The sequence below is a fragment of the Haladaptatus halobius genome (genome assembly GCF_020618475.1).
In the GTDB taxonomy this organism is placed as follows: Archaea; Halobacteriota; Halobacteria; order Halobacteriales; family Haladaptataceae; genus Haladaptatus; species Haladaptatus halobius.
The window spans coordinates 907,164-925,883 of the sequence record NZ_CP085336.1; the positions used below are offsets into that span (position 1 = coordinate 907,164).

Sequence of the window (18,720 nt, forward strand, 5' to 3'; positions counted from 1 at the left end):
TAATCTACCTGTACGAAAAAGTGATAAAAATTATGTACGGATGATACGATTTCGAATCATGTCACGTGCGTACAGGAGACGAACACTTTCCTACCAACACAAGCGCAGCGTGCTGTGTTTCGTCGCTGGCATCGACGTAATCCGTGGATTACAGAGTGCGAGCAGTGGCCATCGAGGCAGTTACCGGTTCGATCCTGCTCGCACTTGCGCTCGGGAAACTGGTGGCCCTCTTCGAGCTGTCGATGCGGCGAGAGTGAGAGCACAAGTGGACGGTACGACCGTACGCGTTTAACACCTTCCTCGGTCTGGCGATGTTCGACGTCATGCGGATGGTGTTCGGCGTGATACTCGTCGTCGCGCTTCTCAGCGACGACGCCTTCCGTACACCTTGACAGAGGTGTTTCACCTACCTTCAATACGAACCTCGGAGTAACCCGCCCCATGGGATTCTACCAACGCGATTTCATGGAAGGGACGCGCGGGACGATGGGCGTCGATTGGGAGGAACGAATCGACTTCCAGCGGATGCGCGAGGAGCGTAAGGAGCGCGCACTGACCCGGATGCGCGAGGCGGGACTGGGCAGCATGCTCCTCATCAACGACCCGAACGTCCGGTACGTGACCGGCCTCGCCATGACGGGCGGGTCGGGCGCGGACCACTACACCCTGCTCACCGAGGACGGCGACGTCGTCCACTGGGATACGGCCGACCACGCGAGCAACCAGCGGTTCAACTGTCCGTGGCTGGACGACATTCGCTACGCCTGCCCCGGACTCGGGAACGTCCCGCGGGCCTCGGGACGCGACTCCGCCCGCGATTGGCTGAAGGGGAAGATGGCCGACCTCGTCTACGAGGCGATGGAGGAGTACAGCGTGGCGAAGGAACCGATGGGCATCGACATCGGAAACGGTGCTCTCATCTCGAAGTTCGAAGACCGCGGCGTCGACGTGCGAACCGACGAGTGTGCGACGGTGATGGAGAGCGCGCGAAAGGTGAAGACGCGCGACGAGATCGAGTGCCTGCGGATGGTCGCCGCGCTCTGCGAGGCCGGATTCCAGCGCATCACGGAGACCGCGAAACCCGGCGCGCGCGAGTCGGAGGTCTGGGGCGAGGCGACGAGGGAACTCTGGGGCCTCGGCGCGATGGTGCAGGGCGGCTACGTCACGTCCGGGCCGAACACGTGGCCGAAGCATCAGGCGAACACGACCGACCGCGTGATTCGCCCCGGCGACCTCGTCTACGCCGACTTCTACAACATCGGCTTCATGGGCTATCGCTCCTGTTACTACCGCACCTTCAGCGTGGGCGAGCCGACGCGAGCCCAGCGGGACGCCTACGAGACCGCCCGCGACAACCTCTACGACGTGCTCGAACGCATCGAACCCGGCGCGACGACCGATGATATCTCGCAGGGCTTCCCCGACATGGAAGGCGAGCACGCCGACTGGTACGGCGCCACCGACTACTGGCAGATGACGACGAACCACTGGGCGCACGGTCTCGGCCTGCAACTGTACGAGGTTCCGCTCATCTGGCGCGGCATCTCGCCCGACCACCCCATCGAGATCGAGGAGGGGATGACGATGGCGGTCGAGACGATGGAACCCGCAGACCGGCAGGGCGTGCGCGTCGAGGAGATGGTCGTCGTCCGCGAGAACGGCGTCGAGATTCTCAGTCAATGGCCCGTCGAGGAGATTACGACCATCGACTGTTGAGCGTCGTTTGAATTTCCTTATGAAGGAGTGTTTCGGGCGGCTAGGCGGGGTCGCGTTGTGTACTATTCTGTACTGAGATGTACCGTTAATATGAAATCTCAGAAAATCCTCGGACGCTCTCCTCGGATTTGACGAGTTATCGCAGTCGTGTTGTCCTCGAAAGCCCCCGGCCGTTCACGGCGCTCCGCTTGCTGCGTTCACGGAGATGTTGCTGCGCGCTTTGTCTCCTTGCCACTGGAAGAACTTGCTCTTCGGTGCTCTCGTTCCATCCGTCGTCGCTCACGAGAACGCCCGGCCCCGTAAGCACCGCACACCGAGCGACCGACAGGGAGCGAGGTGAGGAGTGCAGTAGAGGCCGCGAAAGTCGAGCATACGAGGGCTTTCCGGAATACGACCACGAACCCTTCCAACGTTAGTACGAAGAAGCGATCGGTTCGGTCTATGGCATCGACCAACCGCGAACAAACGCCGTCCAAACCAAGCCGATTCACGAACCATTACGTCACGGGCCGCGAACAATAACTCCATGAGCGACGACACGCCCGATTACCGCGAACAGGTCGAGGACGCCTTCCCCGAACTCGATTCCATCGAAAGCGACGAACTGCGTGAGCAGGTCGCCGATGCGTGGTTGCTCGGCCTCGACCGCGGCGGCTGGCGAGACATCGAGGACATCCCATACGCGTGGAACATCCACGAGGTGACGAACGTCGAGCACGTCCGCGGCGTAACTCGGATCGCCGTGTGCTCCGCCGAGGAACAGCGGGAGTTCCACGGCGCAGACCCTGACGAGGACGTGATCGTCGCGGCCTGCCTGCTCCACGACGTGGGAAAATGCTACGAGTACGTCGATTTCGTGGACGAGGAGACGTTGCTCGACCCCGACCCGACCTACGCCACCGAGGAGGTTCCGCACTCGCTGTCGGGGTACGCACTGGCCCACGAAGTCGGCTGTCCGCTCGCGGTTCAGCGCGCGATTCCCCATTTCCTCGGCGAGGTTCCGAAACGAACCCTCGAAGCCGAACTGGTGAAGAGCGCCAACTCGGCGAGTTCGAACGCCATCACCCAGTCCGCGATGGGAATCACGCTTCAGGAGTGGATGGAGAAGTACAGCCAGACGCAGTGAAACGGTTTTCTCGCGGCTGTTCTCGATACCCTCTTCGTCCGGCTCTTTTTCAGATAGCTATGCAGATAGCTATCCGAATGGATTTACAGATAGATATCCAGATCCGGTACGCCGAATTCATCGGGGCGCATTTCGACGGGTGTACCAGAACCCCTTTTCCCGGCGAATGTCAACTCCCAGTCGATGAACCGTCGCAGATTTTTGCAGACCGCGGGCGCCACCGGTGCCGCCTCGCTCGCGGGGTGTTCGGGGATGTTCCAGACGAGAACGTTGCCGAACGAGCCGCCGATGGTGAAAAATCGCCCGGAGGCAGTGTACTATCCGACGCACGTGGAGGGGATGGAGATGGCGGGGATGGCGAAACAGAGTCGGTATCGACTCGCTCTGTTCTACTCGTTTCCCCACCGATTCTGGCTGATGGGCGGCGGGACGGCCCAACAGCAGGAGAAGGTCACCGTCCAGAAGGGCGACGACCTCCACCTGATGGCGTCTGTCTGGGACGCGAAGACGAAGACGGTGCTCCCCGCGGGGGACGTTCGAATTGAACTCTCGAAGGGCGACTGGAGCACGACCCGGACGATGTGGCCGATGCTCTCGCAGAACATGGGATTTCACTTCGGCGACAACATGTCGCTGGACGGCGACGGAACTTACGACGCGAAGATACGAGTCGCCGGACTGAGCGTCCGCCGGACGGGGGCGCTCTCGGGCCAGTTCGGTTCGGGCGCGACGCTCTCGACGAAGTTCGAGTTCACCCAGCAGAAACTGGACGCACTGTCGTTCAAGAGGCTGGACGACAAGAAAGGGAAGAAAGGCGCGGTGAACCCCATGGAGATGCAGATGCCGACGAGTCACGTCCCGCCGAAGAACGACCTGCCCGGCCAGTTCGTCGGCGAGAAATCGAGCGGCGACGCGAAGTTCCTCGTCGTCGCGGTGAGCGACGCCGACCTCGCGGACGACACCTATCTCCTCGTCTCGCCGCGGACGCCGTACAACCGTTACCCGCTCCCGATGATGTCGCTGTCGGCGAAGCTGAGCCGCAGCGGAAAGTCCGTGTTCGACGGCGCGCTGCAACAGACGCTCGACCCCGACATCGGTTATCACTACGGCGCGAACGTGAAGGGCGTCAGGTCGGGCGACGAACTGACGGTGCTCGTCGATTCGTCCCCCTCGGTCTCCCGACACGAAGGGTACGAGACGGCGTTCCTATCGATGCCGAAGATGCAGTTTTCGGTTCAGTGACCGAATCAGAAGCCATAGAACAGCGGCCACGCGAGAACGGCGACCCAGATGGCGAGGGCTGCCTTCACCACCACGTTCCAGCGTCCGTTCTCCTTTTGCTGCGCCCCGCCGACCGCGAACGTCCCGACGACGGCGAGGACGACAAGTCGGTGGAGCACGACCGCGATGGGGAGCACCTTGACGCCGATGCTCCGGTAATCGAGGAGGAATCCAAGACCGAGGGCGACGACGGCGACGCCGAACCAGTCCAGCGACCGCCCGCCCTTCGGAAAGCCGACCGTGGCCAGCGGTAGGCCGACGACGTAGACGAGGTAGCCGATGCCGGCGATCGCCTTCACGGGGACGGCGGGGACGGTCGTCTCGACGAAGATGCTCGCGCTGCGTACCAGCAGCGGGAGGCCGATGAGCGTGGCGGTAAGCGCAACTCCGCGTTGGTTCGTCTCCGTCGAGAGCCATGATTCGGCCTCACGAAGCGACGAGAGCACCGATTCCTGCACGCCGACGGAACCGAGGAACAGCGCGACCCACACCAGCGATACCGGTCGTAGTTCGCTCGTCTCTCGAAGTTCGATGACCGACACCCACCCGTCGGTGTCGGAGATGCCACCGTTAGCGAATCGCTCGCGGGAGATATCGTCGACGTACCACTTTCCATAGTACTGACTGTCGAGATAGTACTGTGCCATCGAGAGCGACCCGACCGAGTGTCGCAGTCGGAACCAGTCCCAGTGTTCGTGGTGAGCTTGGACGGCTGTCCACGTCTGGTTCCCTTTTCCCGCTTCGTAGAGTCGGAGGTGATACCGCGAGCCGAAGTAAGTGCCATCGTGGAGCTGTGCCGTCTCCGTGACCCACCCGCCGCGCGAACCGGGGGCTTGGATGTAGGTGTACCGCGTCGCCCCCGTGGTGTTGCGCCACTCGACGATCTGGTCGTTGACGACCACGGGTTCGTCCTCGTCCCCCACCCCTCGCCACTCGTTCGACTGGTTGTCCCACTTTGCCCCTCGTCCGGTCTTCAACTGCGTCACGACTCGTTCGGAGTGTCCGCGGATGACGGCGTTGATGGGGAGGGTCAACGAGTCGAACGACTTTCGTCGGCTCGTAAACGGCCACAGCTTCGCCGAACTGTTCTCTTTCGGCTTGACGAGTCGCACGTCCTCGGGTTCTTTCCGTTCCGTCTCGTCGACCGAATGCGGCGCGAGGAAACCGGGTTGGACGACGATGAGACCGAAGAGTACGAGAAGCAGGATGCCCGTCACAACGCGGCGGTCGACCCCGATTCGTGATCCGGGCATACGTATCGAAGGATTTCGAGTCGTACAAAATTAGTGTACTGGCCGTTTTCGGTTACTCCGAAGCGAAGATATGACAACTCATCCACCCTACGACGATAAATGTCCGCTCGCTCACCGGTTGCTCGTAGTTGCTCGCCGTACGATCGACGGTCTCCGACAGCGCAGTCTCCGTTCCATCGCAGACGCGTCTCGCCGGTCGACGTTTATCGTATCGGAGAGAAAAGCGAGGACGGTTTACGCGACGACACGGCCATCTTCCGCGGCTTCGAGCAGTTCCTGGTAGCGGTTACGGATGGTGACTTCGCTGACGCTGGCGACCTCGCTCACTTCGGCCTGCGTCACCTTCTCGTTGCTGAGGAGCGCACCCGCGTAGACGGCTGCGGCGGCCAGACCGACCGGCGACTTTCCGCTGTGGACGCCCTGCTCCTTCGCGGTTTTGAGCAGGTCGTGAGCGCACCGCTCGGATTCGTCGCCGAGGTCGAGGTCGGACGCGAACCGCGTCACGTAGTTCTGCGGGTCGGCGGGCTGAATCTGGAGTTTGAGTTCGCGCACGATGTAGCGGTAGGTGCGCTTGAACTCCATCTCGTCGATGCGGCTGACGCTCGCCACCTCGTCCAGGCTCCGGGGGATATCGCTCTGGCGGGCCGCCGCGTAGAGCGAGGCGGTCGCCACGCCCTCGATGGAACGCCCCGGGAGCAGGTCTTCTTCCAACGCCCGGCGGTAGATGACGCTGGCCGTCTCGCGGACGTTCTTGGGAAGGCCGAGCGCGCTCGCCATCCGGTCGATCTCGCCCAGCGCCTGCTTCAAGTTGCGCTCTTTCGAGTCGCGCGTGCGGAACCGCTCGTTCCACGTGCGGAGTCGCTGCATCTTCTCGCGCTGGCGCGACCCGAGCGTCCGGCCGTAGGCGTCCTTGTTCTGCCAGCCGATGTTGGTCGAGAGCCCCTTGTCGTGCATCATCTTCGTCGTCGGCGCGCCGACGCGGCTCTTTTCGTCCTTTTCCCTCGCGTCGAAGGCGCGCCACTCCGGTCCGCGGTCGACGTTATCTTCTTCGACGACCAATCCGCAGTCTTGACAGACGGTCTCGCCGTGCCCCTCGTCGGCGACGAGTCTCCCGCCGCACTCGGGACAGACGCCTTCCTCCTGTTCGTTCTCTCGCTCGCGGGTCGATACGTCGGACTCGCTGTAGCTCTGAATTTTGGTGGATGTCATGGTTGTGGGTTGGCGGGCGCTCCCGGGAGGGAGAACCTGAAGAATCCCGGAGGGCCACTTCCTAACCAACAGTTAGTACGATATATACTTAAATGTTTCGTAGTATGGTGCCATTCCTGACTTTCCGTATTCTTCGTTAATGATGCCTGAAACGGGAGCCAATGGCCGTTTTACGCTCGAGAAATTGCGAAATTGTGATCCGAAACGGACAAAACTATATCGGTTTTACGCCGGGTGATTTTGTGCTAAATTTTCGGCTTCTATCGGGCAGACTGATGCTGTCGGTTCGAAATGACGTCCTACGTCTCCTCGTTCAGGTACGTCCTCGCAACCTCGTCCGGAACCTGCTCGAACACACGGTAGAACTGTCCGACCGCGCTGAAGTACGGCGGAACCTCGACGTAGAGTACGCCGTCCGCTTCGTCGGACAACTGCTCGACCGACCGAGGCGAGCCGACGGGGACGGCGAGGACGACGCGACTCGCTCCCGCGTTTCGCACCTGCCTGAGGCATGCGATGGTCGTCGCTCCCGTGGCGATGCCGTCGTCTACGACGACGACTCGGTCGCCCGCGACGTCCGGAATCGGTTCGTCACCTCGATACTCCGCCGCTTTCTCGCGGGCGGCTTCGGCCTGCCGCTCGCGCTCCCGTTCGACGTATGCTTCGTCCACCCCTAACCGGTCGATGAGGTCGTCGTTCAGCCAGACGCTCCCGTCCGCACCGACCGCACCGATGGCGAGTTCGGGGTTACCGGGCGCGCCCAGCTTCTTGGCGACCACCACGTCCAGCGGCACGCCGAGTGCGTCGGCTACCGGTCGTCCGACCGGGAGTCCGCCTCGCGGAATGGCGAGTACGACGTCCGCCGTCACCCCTTCGCGCACAACGCGGTCGGCCAGTTGCTCTCCCGCGTCCGTTCTATCGTTGAACATCCTCCTCCCCTGTGCCGACTAGTACACCCATCCAGTAAAAGCACTCGGCAAGGCGTTGTTGACAGAACGTATATCTAACGGACGCAACAACTATGGTGGCGTACTCAGTCTGTCAACGAAACGATGGAGAATGAGTGACTCACCGTCTATCGTCGTTCTGCACGTGGACGATGACGAAGACCTACTCGACCTCACTGCGACGTTCCTCGAACGGGAGTCGGAGCAGTTGCAACTCCGAACCGCGTCGTCGGCCACGGACGCCCGCGAGGAAGTACGAAAGGGTGGTATCGACTGCGCCGTCTGCGACTACGAGTTGGGCGACGCGAACGGACTCGACTTACTCGAAACGGTTCGGGAACTCCATCCGGAACTCCCGTTCATCCTCTTCACCAGCGTCAGCAGCGAAGCGTTAGCGAGTCGTGCGGTCTCCGCGGGCGTCACCGACTACTTCCAGAAGGACGTTTCGAGCGACCAGTGTGCGGTGCTGGCGAATCGCATCGAGAAAGCCGTCCACTCATATCGCACCGACGACGCGCTCCGCGAGCGGGAAGAACTCTACCGCACCGTCGTGGAGGGGAGCCACGACGTCATCTAAATCCATCGAGACGACCGATTCGAGTTCGTCAACCGGCGAGTGTGCGAAATCACCGGCTACGACACGGACGAACTGTGCGGCATTAACGTCTGGTCGCTCCTGCAGCCGGACGACCACGACCGCGTCAGAGATATCGTGACGAGTCGCGAGAGCGGCGACCATGCCGTTTCGATCTATGAGTCCAGGTTCCAAACGAAAGACGGCGAGACGCGCTACGGGGAGTTCTCCGTCCGAAGAACGAACTACGAGGGTCGTCCGGCGATCATCGGATCGGTTTGAGACGTGACCGACCGAAAACGAACGGAAGACCGACTGCACGCGCTCATCGAACACTCGTACGACCTCATTGCACTCGTCGACGAGTCGGGCGTTTTCCACTATCACAGTCCGTCCATCTAACGCTTCGGCTACGACCCGGACGAGATCGTGGGGGACGTTTCGTTCGACCACGTCCATCCCGACGACCGTCCCCGCGTGGTCGAGACGTTCCATCAGGTTATCGACGACCCCGACAGCTATCGAACCATCACGTACCGATTCCGCCGCGCCGACGGTTCGTGGCGCTACCTCGAAACGACGGGCGAGAACCGACTCGACGACCCGGCGGTCGGGGGACTGGTGCTCAACTCCCGGGAAGTGACCGGGCGGGAAAACGGGGAGCAGACGCTCGAAGCCCTCCACAACGTGACCCGCGAACTGATGGCCGCCGAGACGACGACCGCGATCAGCGAAATCGCGGTTCGAGCGGCACGCGACGTGCTCGCCCTTCCGCTGACCGGAATCTGGCGGTACGACGACGCGGAGTTTCGGTTGATCGCCAGAACTGAAGAGCACCACGGAGCGTACGGGGACGCAGAGACCGTATCCGACAGAAGCGCCACACTAGACGCCTTCGAAACCGGCGAGGCGGTCGTCCGGCGACGGCACACGACCGACGACCAATCGGAGGCGCTCGTCCCGTTAGAAAACCGCGGCGTGATGGCGTTCGGCGGCGAGCGACTGGACGATTTTGACGTGTACTACGCCCAACTGTTCGCCGCGAACACCACCGCCGCCCTCGACAGAACCGAGCGAGAGGACGAACGGAAGCCGACCAATGCGAACTGGAGCGTCAGAACGTGCGTCTCGAAGAGTTCGCCAGCGTCGTCTCCCACGACCTCCACAACCCGCTGAACGTCGCGCAGGGATTCCTCGACCTGTACCAAGCGACGGGGAAAGACGAGCATCTAGACCGGATAGTACGCGCTCACGACCGGATGGTGGGCATCGTCGAGGACGTGCTGACGCTGGCGCAGCAGGGGCAGACGGTCAGCGAAACCGAACCGGTCGACGGGACGGCGGTCACGACGAGCGCGTGGGCGTTCGTCGAGACGGAGTCGGCGACCCTCGACGCGTCGTGGGACTCGACCATCGACGCGGACGCGAGTCGGCTTCAGCAGTTGCTCGAAAACCTGTTTCGGAACGCCGTCGAGCACGCCGGCCCCGACGCGACGATTTCCGTCGGCGAACTCGAAACCGGCTTCTACGTCGAGGACGACGGCCCCGGCATCTCGCCCGACGACCGCGAGACGGTGTTCGAGTCGGGCTACTCCTCCGACGAGGGTGGCACCGGATTCGGCTTGACGATCGTCAAGCAGATAGCCGAGGCACACGACTGGCGCGTCTCGCTCGGCGAGTCGAGCGCGGGCGGGGCACGATTTGAGTTCGCGGGTGTCGAACGAGTCGGTGAATGACGCGCGTCTCGCAGGACACCGTCCTCGAACATTGGCTCGAACTCGAACGTCGTAAGGCGGATACGCCGTCGTTCGACACCGAATCGCTGTCGGAGCGAGAGATGATCGACCGACTCCTCCGCCTGAAACCGGGTGCGGCGTCGTTCGTCTGGCGCGACGCTCCGATAGAGTGGCATCGACTGACGCTCTCCCGGCGGGCGTTCGAACGACTGCGGGTCGTGGCCGGCCCGGATGAACTGCTGTGGCGGGCGCTCTCGCCCGACGGGACGATTCTCGGGGCCGCCCGCCGAATCCAGGACGGCGACCCCGACGACCTGACCGCCGAGACGGGCGTCGCTGTCGGTCGAATCCTGTCGATTCGGGACGACCCGCCGGACGAACCCATCGTGCTGGTCGACCGCCGCGACTGCGCGCCGCCTCGCGTCGCGGACGGAAACTACCGGGCGACGGCGCGGGCGCTGACGCTCCTCGAAACCGACGAGTATGACCCGGTTCGGGCGTACCTCGCCGTCTGTCCGCGACCCGTGCTCGAACCCCTTCGACGTCGCCTCTGTGACGCCGTCCGCCGTCTGCTTGGTCGGCGGACGTGGTAGCCGAAAGGAATTTCCCGGACTCCGTCGCATGGCACACGTGCCATCCGCACGCACCGTCTACTTCACGGGGCCGCGCGGACTCGACGTTCGCGTGGAAGGGGTTTCCGAACCGGGGCCGAACGAGGTGCTCGTCCGCGCCGAGGTGTCGGCGGTCAGCCCGGGCTCCGAACTCCTCGTCTATCGCGGGGACGCGCCGACCGAACTGGCGACCGACACGACCATCGACGCGCTCTCCGGCACGCTCGACTTTCCGCTTCGGTACGGCTACGCGACCGCCGGGCGCGTCGTCGCTATCGGACGGAACGTCTCGGACGACTGGCTGGACGAGTCCGTCTTCGCGTTCCACCCGCATGCCAGCCACTTCCTCGCGCCGCCGGACGACCTCGTCCCGATTCCGGCCGACTACTCCCCGGAGGAGGCAGTCTTCTTGCCGAACGTCGAGACGGCGGTGAACTTCGTCCTCGACGGAACGCCGCGAATCGGCGAGCAGGTCGTCGTTTTCGGACAGGGCGTCGTCGGGCTGTTGACGACCGCGCTGCTCGCGGACTGCCCGCTGTCCGACCTCGTGACGCTCGACCGCTATCCTACCCGGCGCGAACTCGCGGGGGAACTGGGCGCGGATCGCTGTCTCGACGCGACGGGCGACGCCCTCGAAGAGATCGACGCCGTCCTCTCGCGGCCAGAAACCCCCGCCGGGGCAGACCTCACCTACGAACTCTCCGGCAACCCCGACGCGCTGGACGACGCGGTGGCGGCGACGGGCTACGACGGGCGGGTGCTCGTCGGGTCATGGTACGGCGAGAAGCGGGCCGACCTGAACCTCGGGGGTGCGTTTCACCGAAGTCGAATCGACATCGAAAACACGCAGGTGAGCACCCTCGACCCGGAACTCCGGGGGCGGTGGGACGCTGCCCGCCGACTCGACGTGGCGTGGCGACGACTCGCCGACATCGACACGGGACGACTCGTCACCCATCGCGTCCCCGTCGAGGACGCCCCCGAAGCGTACCGACTATTGGACGAACGACCCGACGAGGCGGTGACCGTCCTCCTGACTTACGAGTAACCATGTACGAAGTAAGCGTTTCGCGGACGTTCGTCGCACAGCACTACCTGACCGTTCCGAACCCCGGCCCGGAAGGTGACCTGCACTCCCATCGGTACGGGGCCGAACTCCGCCTTCGCGGCGAGTCGTTGAACCGGCACGGCTACCTCGTCGACATCGACGCGGTGCGCGACTCGCTGGACGACGCGGTAGACCGCTACCGCGACGAGACGCTGAACGACCTCCCGGAGTTCGAGGGACTGAATCCAAGCGTCGAACGTTTCGCTTGCCTGTTCTGCGACCGGGCTCTCGACGGAATCGACGCACCGGAGGTCGGCGAGGCGAGGGTCCGAATACACGAGGACGATGACGCGTGGGCCGCCTTCGAGCGGTCGGTGTGATGCGCCTAGCACTCGTCGCGTACGGGTCGCTCTCCGAGCGGTCGGGCGGCTTTCGCTACGACCGAAAACTGGTCGAACACCTCCGGGAGCGCGGGCACGAGGTGCGGGTCGTCGGCCTGCTGTGGGAGAACTACGGTCGGTGTCTGCTGCACAACGGTTCGCGCCGACTTCGCTGGCAACTGGCGGGATTCGACGCGCTTCTCGAAGACCAGCTCTGTCATCCGTCGCTGGTCTGGACGAATCGTTCGATCGACGCGCCGATTCTCTCCGTCGTCCACCACCTCCGGTCGAGCGAATCGCGGGCGGCGTGGCGAAATCGCGTCTATCGCGCCGTCGAACGTCGCTACTTTCGGGGCGTCGACGGTGCGATATGCAACAGCGAGACGACACGGCGATCCGTTCTCGACCTCTGTCACCTCCCGACGACGGTGGCGTACCCCCCGGGCGACCGGTTCACACCGCCTTCGCCGCCCCGCAGGGAGTTCGAGGGGTCGCTTCGGCTCGTCTTCCTCGGCAATATCGTTCCGCGGAAGGGGCTCCACGTCCTGCTCTCAGGGCTCTCGCGGGTGACCGGCGACTGGCGTCTCACGGTCGTCGGCGCGTCCGCGGACGCGGCGTACGTGAAGCGAGTTCGCGCCCTCCGCGACGAACTTAGCTTGGGGGAGAAGGTTTCGTTCGCGGGTCGGCTCCCCGACGAGGCGGTGGCCGGACACCTCGCCTGGAGCCACGTTCTCGCCGTTCCATCTCTGTACGAGGGGTTCGGACTGGTGTACCTCGAAGGGATGGCGTTCGGTCTGCCGGCGATCGCGACGACCGCGGGCGGCGCGAGCGAGGTCGTCACCGACGGAGAGGACGGATTCGTGCTTCCGCCGGATGACCCCGACGCCATCGCCGAGACGGTTCGCGTCCTTCGGGACGACAGGGACGCGCTCCAGCGGATGAGCCGGGCGGCGCGAAACCGATACGAAGGGCATCCGGGGTGGAACGACGCCACGAACGCGGCGGAGCGACTGCTCGACGAAGTGACCGGGAGCGCGAGCACGATTCCCGCAGAGCCATGACGTTCCAGCAGTACCTCGCCGCGAAGCGGACGGTGGACGACCGGGCGCTGAACCGCCGGGTTCTCGCGCGATTTCGGCGCGAACTCCCCGACTCCGTGCGACTCCTCGAAGTCGGGGCCGGAACCGGCGCGATGGTCGAGCGTCTGCACTTGTGGGGTTGCTTGCCCCGCGAGGTTCACTACACAGTGCTCGATATCGACCCGGAGAACCTCGAAATTGCGCGGGAGCGACTGTTGGCGCGAGGTTTCGACTCTCGCGGTGACGAACTCCGGCTCGAACGCGGTGACCGACGCAGTACGATCGTCTTCGAAGTCGCGGACGCGGTCGAGTTCGCCCGAGCGACGGATCGCAAGTGGGACGCTATCGTCGGCCACGCCGTCGCCGACCTGCTCGACCTCGATTCGGCGATTCCTGCGCTCTTGTCGGCGCTTGAACCGGACGGGATATGTTACTTCCCGATCACCTTCGACGGCGGCACGACGTTCGACCCGGTTCATCCGCTGGACGGGCGAGTCGAACGACTGTACCACCGGCACATGGACGACGAGGGCGGATGTAATCGGGCCGGGCGGCGACTGCTCGCGGGTCTCCGAGCGCGGGACGCGACGGTGCTCGCGGCAGGGAGTTCGGATTGGCTGGTGTATCCACGAGCGGGGTCGTACCCCGCGGACGAGCAGGTCTTCCTTCGTCACATCATCGGAATTATCGAAAGTGCGCTCGCCGACCATCCCGCGCTCGAAACCGAGGCATTCGCTGAGTGGTCGGCGACGCGTCGCCGACAGGTCGAGAAAGCGGAACTCACGTACGTCGCCCATCAACTGGACGTGTTGGCGAGAAGAGCGTAACCGGTTCCTCTCGCGACCGCCGACTTCGCGTTTGCCGCGCTCCGCTCTGCCCTCGTTTTTCGTCGAAGCTCTCCGTTCTGCCTCCCGCCGGTGTCCGCCTCGGTGCTGGTCGCATCGTCCTGCAGACCGCCGTCGTATTTGTCTCGTGGGACACAATTCGACGCTGGTGATCGGATTCGAATTCGGAGAAGAACCGGTAGAATCACCAACCGGCGATGGTGGACGAAACACAAAATACTCAAAGTGAAGGTTCCCGAGTATAGTTTATGGACTGGACGGAACGACTCCCGCCACGACCGTGGCTCGTGCGCGGTGTCGTCTTACTGCTGGTCGTCGCCCTGCTCGCGCCCTCCGCCGTCTCCGCGGTAACGTACGACCAAGAGGAATCGAATCTCCAAAAAGGCACCATCGAGAGTCCCGCCAACGGAACGACGGTCATCAGCGTCCAAGGGTTCCACTTCCAAGGGAAGGGGAACAGGAAAAAGCCCGCCCGTCTCGTCGCCGTCGGCCCGAGAGGGAACGTCGAGTGGGTACACAACGGGTCGAAAGAGGGTGCGACGTGGTTCTACGACGTCGATCCCTTAAAGAACGGAAACCTGCTCGTCACGTCGACCCAGCGCGGCGGGACGCTCGTCTACGAGTACAATCCGGAGACGAAGGAGAAGGTGTGGAAGCAGTTCCTCGAAATCCACGACACGCACGACGTCGACCTCATCAACAACGGGTCGCAGTTGCTCGTCGCCAACATGCGCGCTTACAACAAGAGCACCGGAAAGAACGACGACAGCATCTACGTCTACGACTTGGAGAAAGACGAGATCGTCTGGCGCTGGTACTTCCGCAACTACTACGAGAAGAGCGCCGGGATGGACGAGTACACGGGTGACTGGACGCACGTGAACGACGTGGACAAGATCGGCCCCGGTAAGTACATGGCCGACTCCCGGAACATGGACGAAGTGCTCGTCATCGACCGCGAGACGAATAACGTCACGATGAAACTCGGCCAGGATGGTGGCAATCACGACATCATCTACGAACAACACAACCCCGACTACCTCGAAAGCGAGTCGGGTACTCCGACCATCCTCGTCGCCGACTCGCACAATCACCGCGTCGTCGAGTACGCGAAACGCGGAAACGACTGGGAGAAGACGTGGGAGATGGGGTCGTCGGAGAAGTTCAACTGGCCCCGCGACGCCGACCGGTTGCCGAACGGCAACACGCTCATCGTGGACTCCTCGAACCACCGCGTCATCGAAGTGACGCCGAAGGGGAAGATCGTCTGGGAGTTTTACTCCCCGTGGCTCCCCTACGACGCCGAGCGAGTCGCCCACGGCGGCGGTTCCAACGGCCCGACCATGGCCGACCAAGGCGTGACTGGCAAGTACCAAGTCCACGGCAGCACGAACGTCGACCCCGGCACCGGCGACCGCGTGAAGATGTCCGTCCTGCTCGGAAATACGTTCAGCGAAACGTCGATCGAGGACGACATGCGACAGTACGGCGAGCAGTGGGATCAGGCGACGCCGTTCATCCGCCCCATTTGGATGAACGAGTACGCCTTCATCGCCGCGCTGTTCGCTATCGTGCTGTTGCTCGGCTTTGTCGTCGGTGAACTCGTGTACCAGCGAAAGCGAATCTACTACGGCGTGCGGCGGTTAGCCTGATTACGCCTGTTCGACTCGCCCGCCGATTCCACCGATGATCACGAAACGACGATTCACGAAGTCCATTCCGATGGAGATACTCCCCCTGTCGGGCTGTATCTCGCTCCACAATCTCCTGTACGACGGCGGTCATTCGGTGTCCGTGTCGAACCACGCTTCCGGAGACGTAACGTTCGAAGTACGTATCACCCGCGTCGAATCTTCGAAGATCGTATTCGACGAAAGCGGTTCCGTGGTGAGTGACGAGGCGGTTCGGTTCGACGAGCCGTTCGACGTACGACGTGGCGATTACACCGTGAACATCGACGTGGAATCGGAATTGTCCGACGAGTATCTGTGGAAAGACCCGGCGAGTTCGGATCTTCTCATCGTCAGAATATACAACGAAAAAATCAAGATGGCGGCGGTGACGCCGGAGAGCAATTCGGAGTTCGAACCTTCTACCGTCGTGGAAACGGGCTACCGAACTCCGACCGTCCGAAACTACTGATAATCCACGTCCCCTTCGCCTTCGCCGATCCACGCACCCCTATCGGGCTCCCGCGATTCCAGCGGGTCGATGTCCTTGTACCACGGGACGTTCTTCAACTGTTCTTTATTGTAGACGAGGTCGTCTTTCGTATCGCCCGTGAACTCGAAGTTCTGGGTCAGCAAAATCGCGTCCACCGGGCAGACTTCCTCGCACAATCGACAGTAGATGCACTGGCCGACGTGGAGGTTGTACTGCTCGCCGTTTCGTTGCTCGTCCATCACGATCTGGATGGTGTCGTTCGGACAGACGTTCTCGCATTGGCGACACCAGATGCAGCGCTCCTGACTGAACTTGTGGATGCCGCGGAAGCGCGGGCTGACCTCTGGTGCGACGTCGGGGTACTCCACCGTGAACGTCGACCCGTCCAGCGCGTGTCGCATCGTCGTCGCCATCGATTTCAGTATCCCGATCATCGGTCGACGCTCCCGAGCACGATGTCGAGGCTCCCCAGCGACGCGATGAGGTCCGGCACGTACTCGCCGGTCGCCATCTCCGGAAGCGCGGAGAGGTTGTGGAAACACGGACTTCGGATCTTGAAGCGCGCCGGTTTCGACGTGTTGTCGGAGCGAATGTAGACGCCGAGTTCGCCCTTCGCTGCTTCGACCGCGCGGTACGTTTCGGCGTCCATCGGCGGTTTGAGCGTCCGGGGGACGTTTGACTGGAGTTCGCGGTCGTCCTCGGGCCACTCGTCGAGCAGTTGGATGCACTGCTCGACGATTCTGGCCGACTGCTCGACCTCCCGAAGCCGAACCAGCACGCGCGAGTAGTTGTCGCAGCCGGGCTCCGTAACGACTTCCCAGTCGAGTTGGTCGTAGTAGCCGTAGGGGTCGTCGCGGCGCAGGTCGTAATCGACGCCCGACCCGCGGGCGACCGGCCCCGTCACGCCGTACTCCTTCGCAACGTCAGGTTCGAGTACACCGGTGTCGACGCACCGAAGCTGGAATATCTCGTTGTTCGTGAGGAGGTTGTGGTACTCTTCGAGCGCCCGCGGTAACTCGTCGACGAAATCCAGCGTCTTGTCGAAGAACTCCTGCCGAGGTTCGGGAACGTCCCAGATGACGCCGCCGAGGCGGAAGTAGTTGAACATCATGCGCTGGCCCGTCAAGTCCTCCAAGATGCTCTGGGCCTTCTCGCGGTCGCGGAACGAGTACTGGAAGATGGCGGTGAAGTCGCCGTACACGTCCAGTGCGAACGTTCCGAGGGCGAGGAAGTGGCCCGCCATCCGCGAGAGTTCGACCCCGAGCGTCCGAAGCACCTTCGCGTAGTCGGGAACGTCGATGTCGGCGAGATCTTCGATGGCTCGCGCGTACGCCCACTCGTTGGTCATGTTCGCGGTGTAGTCCCAGCGGTCGGGGTACGGCATTATCTCGTGCCGGTAGTTGCCCGACTGGGCCATCTGCTCCTCGCAGCGGTGGAGGTAGCCGACGTCCGGTTCCACGTCGAGCACCTGCTCGCCGTCCAACACGGTCTCCAGGTGGAGGACGCCGTGCGTGGCAGGATGGTGCGGTCCGATGTTGATGAAGATGGTGTCCGCATCGCCGCCGACGTGGTCTTCCAACAGCGGATTCCGGTGCTCTTCTAGCGTCACTATCTGCGGTCGGTCTTGGTCGTAATCCAGCGAGAGCGGGTGTCCCTGCCACGTCTCGGGCAGTAGTATCCGCCGCATGTCCGGATGTCCGTCGTACTCGATGCCGACGAGGTCGTGTGCCTCGCGTTCGTGCCAGTTCGCGGTGCGGTAGACGGGTTCCGCCGTCTGACTCGTCGGCTCGTCCGTGCTCGTCGGGACGACGACGCTCACCTCCTGTCGCGGGTCGGCGTACTTCTTCAGGTGGTAGATGCTCTCGTAGCGGTCGTGGTACTGTTGGGCCGTCAGACACGAGAGGTGGTCGAATCCGGCCTCGTCGCGCAGGATGGTGAGCACGTCCTGCACCTCGTCGGGCCGAATCACGAAGCCCGGCGCGTTGAAGTGGTTGTCACGGCCGACGACGTGGTCGCCGAGCAACTCCGCGAGTTCGTCGCCGTTCACTAGCGGTTCCTGCACTCCCGAACTCACGGCGAATCCACCCAGTTGTAGCGCATGACGAGCGTATCCTCGTCGATTCGGTCGGCGAGCGATTCGACCAGTTCGTCGCGTTCGAGGTCGCCGAACTGCTCCAGTTCATACGGCTTCACGACGACCGGACTCGCCTCGCCGTGTGCGATTCGTTCCTGTAACTTGGCGATGCCGTAGATGAGCGCCTCGGGGCGCGGCGGGCACCCGGGGACGTGGATGTCGCACGGGATGACCTCTTCCGCGCCCTTGATGACGTTGTATCCTCCTTGGAACGGGCCGCCGGAACAGGTGCACGATCCCATGCTCACGACGAACTTGGGTTCGGGCATCTGGTCGTAGACGCGCTTCATCCGGGGCGCGAACTTCGAGACGATGGTTCCCGGCACGATGATGACGTCGGCCTGTCGCGGCGAGGCGCGCGGCACCCCCGCTCCGAAGCGGTCTAAGTCGTGTTTGACGGCGTAGGTGTGCATCATCTCGATGCTACAGCAGGCGATGCCGAACTGGAGCACGAACATCGACGACCCCCGCACCCAGTTCATGAACGAATCGAACTTCGTGAGGATGAACGGCGTGGTTCCGAGCGCGTCTCGGAGCTTCGAGTCGAACCGACCCGGCAGCTCCTCTTTTGCACGAGCACGACTAGCCGGTGCCGCAAGCTGTTCGTCCGATGGACTG

Annotated in this window: 20 protein-coding genes; 13 read left to right on the plus strand and 7 right to left on the minus strand. The window is 63.0% G+C overall.

The window, feature by feature from the left end; translation table 11 throughout:
* Window positions 1-441 precede the first annotated feature (441 nt).
* The 3 genes from LIW51_RS21475 (at window position 442) to LIW51_RS21485 (ending at window position 4,084) form a co-directional block, all read left to right on the plus strand.
* Window positions 442-1,716 carry a M24 family metallopeptidase gene (locus tag LIW51_RS21475; RefSeq protein WP_227377066.1) on the plus strand — a complete coding sequence of 425 codons (1,275 nt, stop codon included), beginning with the start codon at window positions 442-444 and terminating at the stop codon, window positions 1,714-1,716.
* Window positions 1,717-2,242: 526 nt separating this feature from the next.
* The gene (locus LIW51_RS21480; protein WP_227377067.1) at window positions 2,243-2,842 is read left to right on the plus strand and encodes an HD domain-containing protein; all 600 of its coding nucleotides are present in this window, start codon (window positions 2,243-2,245) and stop codon (window positions 2,840-2,842) included.
* 183 nt (window positions 2,843-3,025) lie between these two features.
* Window positions 3,026-4,084 carry a DUF7350 domain-containing protein gene (locus LIW51_RS21485; protein ID WP_227377068.1) on the plus strand — a complete coding sequence of 353 codons (1,059 nt, stop codon included), beginning with the start codon at window positions 3,026-3,028 and terminating at the stop codon, window positions 4,082-4,084.
* A 5-nt stretch (window positions 4,085-4,089) separates the two neighbouring features.
* Here LIW51_RS21485 and LIW51_RS21490 read toward each other — a convergent pair whose 3' ends face one another.
* The 3 genes from LIW51_RS21490 to LIW51_RS21500 all read right to left on the minus strand — a co-directional run bounded on the left by LIW51_RS21490 (window position 4,090) and on the right by LIW51_RS21500 (window position 7,514).
* Entirely contained in the window at window positions 4,090-5,376 is a 1,287-nt protein-coding gene (locus LIW51_RS21490) for a hypothetical protein (RefSeq protein ID WP_227377069.1), read from the minus strand.
* A gap of 234 nt (window positions 5,377-5,610) precedes the next feature.
* Window positions 5,611-6,585 carry a transcription initiation factor IIB gene (locus tag LIW51_RS21495; RefSeq protein ID WP_227377071.1) on the minus strand — a complete coding sequence of 325 codons (975 nt, stop codon included), beginning with the start codon at window positions 6,583-6,585 and terminating at the stop codon, window positions 5,611-5,613.
* A gap of 299 nt (window positions 6,586-6,884) precedes the next feature.
* Window positions 6,885-7,514: a phosphoribosyltransferase gene (locus LIW51_RS21500; protein WP_227377073.1), complete on the minus strand. Its 630-nt coding sequence runs from the start codon at window positions 7,512-7,514 to the stop codon at window positions 6,885-6,887.
* Window positions 7,515-7,644: 130 nt separating this feature from the next.
* Between LIW51_RS21500 and LIW51_RS21505 the strand changes: the two genes are divergently transcribed.
* The gene (locus LIW51_RS21505; RefSeq protein ID WP_227377074.1) at window positions 7,645-8,109 is read left to right on the plus strand and encodes a response regulator; all 465 of its coding nucleotides are present in this window, start codon (window positions 7,645-7,647) and stop codon (window positions 8,107-8,109) included.
* Here LIW51_RS21505 and LIW51_RS40005 read toward each other — a convergent pair.
* Window positions 8,029-8,601: a hypothetical protein gene (locus LIW51_RS40005; protein ID WP_438267410.1), complete on the minus strand. Its 573-nt coding sequence runs from the start codon at window positions 8,599-8,601 to the stop codon at window positions 8,029-8,031. The genes LIW51_RS21505 and LIW51_RS40005 overlap by 81 nt on opposite strands.
* Here LIW51_RS40005 and LIW51_RS21515 point away from each other — a divergent pair.
* From LIW51_RS21515 to LIW51_RS21555, 9 genes are all read left to right on the plus strand, one after another.
* Window positions 8,536-9,282: a PAS domain-containing protein gene (locus tag LIW51_RS21515; RefSeq protein WP_255767524.1), complete on the plus strand. Its 747-nt coding sequence runs from the start codon at window positions 8,536-8,538 to the stop codon at window positions 9,280-9,282. The two genes, LIW51_RS40005 and LIW51_RS21515, sit on opposite strands and share 66 nt — an antisense overlap.
* On the plus strand, window positions 9,228-9,842 hold the full coding sequence (locus tag LIW51_RS21520) for a sensor histidine kinase (RefSeq protein ID WP_227377075.1): 615 nt from the start codon (window positions 9,228-9,230) through the stop codon (window positions 9,840-9,842). Before LIW51_RS21515 ends, LIW51_RS21520 begins: the two co-directional genes overlap by 55 nt.
* Window positions 9,839-10,435 (plus strand): hypothetical protein, encoded by a 597-nt coding sequence (locus LIW51_RS21525; RefSeq protein ID WP_227377076.1) that lies wholly within the window; start codon window positions 9,839-9,841, stop codon window positions 10,433-10,435. The genes LIW51_RS21520 and LIW51_RS21525 overlap by 4 nt, the downstream gene beginning before the upstream one ends.
* 37 nt (window positions 10,436-10,472) lie before the next feature.
* Complete coding sequence (locus tag LIW51_RS21530) at window positions 10,473-11,501, plus strand: zinc-dependent alcohol dehydrogenase (RefSeq protein WP_438267378.1); 1,029 nt, start codon at window positions 10,473-10,475, stop codon at window positions 11,499-11,501.
* 2 nt (window positions 11,502-11,503) lie between these two features.
* Window positions 11,504-11,881, plus strand: a complete 378-nt coding sequence (locus LIW51_RS21535; protein ID WP_227377078.1) for a 6-pyruvoyl trahydropterin synthase family protein — start codon at window positions 11,504-11,506, stop codon at window positions 11,879-11,881.
* Window positions 11,854-12,942 (plus strand): glycosyltransferase family 4 protein, encoded by a 1,089-nt coding sequence (locus LIW51_RS21540; protein ID WP_227377080.1) that lies wholly within the window; start codon window positions 11,854-11,856, stop codon window positions 12,940-12,942. Before LIW51_RS21535 ends, LIW51_RS21540 begins: the two co-directional genes overlap by 28 nt.
* Window positions 12,939-13,787 (plus strand): class I SAM-dependent methyltransferase, encoded by an 849-nt coding sequence (locus tag LIW51_RS21545; protein ID WP_227377081.1) that lies wholly within the window; start codon window positions 12,939-12,941, stop codon window positions 13,785-13,787. The genes LIW51_RS21540 and LIW51_RS21545 overlap by 4 nt, the downstream gene beginning before the upstream one ends.
* 266 nt (window positions 13,788-14,053) lie before the next feature.
* Entirely contained in the window at window positions 14,054-15,457 is a 1,404-nt protein-coding gene (locus tag LIW51_RS21550; RefSeq protein ID WP_227377083.1) for an arylsulfotransferase family protein, read from the plus strand.
* A gap of 34 nt (window positions 15,458-15,491) precedes the next feature.
* Complete coding sequence (locus LIW51_RS21555; RefSeq protein ID WP_227377085.1) at window positions 15,492-15,947, plus strand: hypothetical protein; 456 nt, start codon at window positions 15,492-15,494, stop codon at window positions 15,945-15,947.
* On the opposite strand, the gene LIW51_RS21560 is transcribed toward LIW51_RS21555, so the two are convergent.
* From LIW51_RS21560 to LIW51_RS21570, 3 genes are read right to left on the minus strand one after another with little or no spacing between them, the layout of a single operon-like run.
* The gene (locus LIW51_RS21560; RefSeq protein ID WP_227377086.1) at window positions 15,941-16,402 is read right to left on the minus strand and encodes a NuoI/complex I 23 kDa subunit family protein; all 462 of its coding nucleotides are present in this window, start codon (window positions 16,400-16,402) and stop codon (window positions 15,941-15,943) included. The two genes, LIW51_RS21555 and LIW51_RS21560, sit on opposite strands and share 7 nt — an antisense overlap.
* Window positions 16,399-18,042 (minus strand): NADH-quinone oxidoreductase subunit D, encoded by a 1,644-nt coding sequence (locus LIW51_RS21565; RefSeq protein ID WP_227377087.1) that lies wholly within the window; start codon window positions 18,040-18,042, stop codon window positions 16,399-16,401. Before LIW51_RS21565 ends, LIW51_RS21560 begins: the two co-directional genes overlap by 4 nt.
* Complete coding sequence (locus LIW51_RS21570; RefSeq protein WP_227378312.1) at window positions 18,039-18,662, minus strand: NADH-quinone oxidoreductase subunit B; 624 nt, start codon at window positions 18,660-18,662, stop codon at window positions 18,039-18,041. Before LIW51_RS21570 ends, LIW51_RS21565 begins: the two co-directional genes overlap by 4 nt.
* Window positions 18,663-18,720: the final 58 nt, after the last annotated feature.